The 843-nt window shown below is 52.1% G+C and carries 9 tRNA genes; all 9 read left to right on the top strand.

Going from position 1 to position 843, the window contains the following annotated elements:
• Nucleotide 1 precedes the first annotated feature (1 nt).
• A tRNA-Val gene (locus OIT90_RS19265) sits at nt 2–77 on the top strand.
• A 33-nt stretch (nt 78–110) separates the two neighbouring features.
• A tRNA-Thr gene (locus tag OIT90_RS19260) sits at nt 111–186 on the top strand.
• Between the two features lie 37 nt (nt 187–223).
• Nucleotides 224–299 (top strand) — tRNA-Lys (locus tag OIT90_RS19255).
• 8 nt (nt 300–307) lie between these two features.
• A tRNA-Leu gene (locus tag OIT90_RS19250) sits at nt 308–390 on the top strand.
• A 30-nt stretch (nt 391–420) separates the two neighbouring features.
• Nucleotides 421–492 (top strand) — tRNA-Gly (locus OIT90_RS19245).
• A 12-nt stretch (nt 493–504) separates the two neighbouring features.
• Nucleotides 505–590: transfer RNA gene (locus tag OIT90_RS19240), tRNA-Leu, on the top strand.
• Between the two features lie 10 nt (nt 591–600).
• Nucleotides 601–677: transfer RNA gene (locus tag OIT90_RS19235), tRNA-Arg, on the top strand.
• Between the two features lie 7 nt (nt 678–684).
• Nucleotides 685–761, top strand: a tRNA-Pro gene (locus OIT90_RS19230).
• Between the two features lie 8 nt (nt 762–769).
• Nucleotides 770–842 (top strand) — tRNA-Ala (locus OIT90_RS19225).
• Nucleotide 843 lies beyond the last annotated feature (1 nt).

Below are 843 nucleotides of genomic sequence, written 5' to 3'. Positions count from 1 at the left end.
TGGAGGATTAGCTCAGCTGGGAGAGCATCTGCCTTACAAGCAGAGGGTCGGCGGTTCGAGCCCGTCATCCTCCACCATATTTATTCTTACATAATGTTAGGATAGATAAAGCCGGTGTAGCTCAACTGGTAGAGCAACTGACTTGTAATCAGTAGGTTGGGGGTTCAAGTCCTCTTGCCGGCACCACTTTCATATGGTAAGATAGACAAGTCGCTTTTAAAGCGAGCCATTAGCTCAGTTGGTAGAGCATCTGACTTTTAATCAGAGGGTCGAAGGTTCGAGTCCTTCATGGCTCACCATGTTTCATGCGGGTGTGGCGGAATTGGCAGACGCGCTAGACTTAGGATCTAGTGTCTTTATGACGTGGGGGTTCAAGTCCCTTCACCCGCATTGCCAAATAAAATAAAGAAATCCTGTAATGCGGAAGTAGTTCAGTGGTAGAACACCACCTTGCCAAGGTGGGGGTCGCGGGTTCGAATCCCGTCTTCCGCTTATACCATCCACGCCGGGGTGGTGGAATTGGCAGACACACAGGACTTAAAATCCTGCGGTAGGTGACTACCGTGCCGGTTCAAGTCCGGCCCTCGGCATTATAAATAAGCGCCCGTAGCTCAATTGGATAGAGCGTTTGACTACGGATCAAAAGGTTAGGGGTTCGACTCCTCTCGGGCGCGCCATTAAGATCGGGAAGTAGCTCAGCTTGGTAGAGCACTTGGTTTGGGACCAAGGGGTCGCAGGTTCGAATCCTGTCTTCCCGACCATCTTTTATGGGGCCTTAGCTCAGCTGGGAGAGCGCCTGCCTTGCACGCAGGAGGTCAGCGGTTCGATCCCGCTAGGCTCCAC

It is taken from the genome of Bacillus sp. ABR (genome assembly GCF_056172715.1).
The sequence above is the reverse complement of the archived record's forward strand: the minus strand, read 5'-3'. Positions and strand labels throughout refer to the sequence as shown.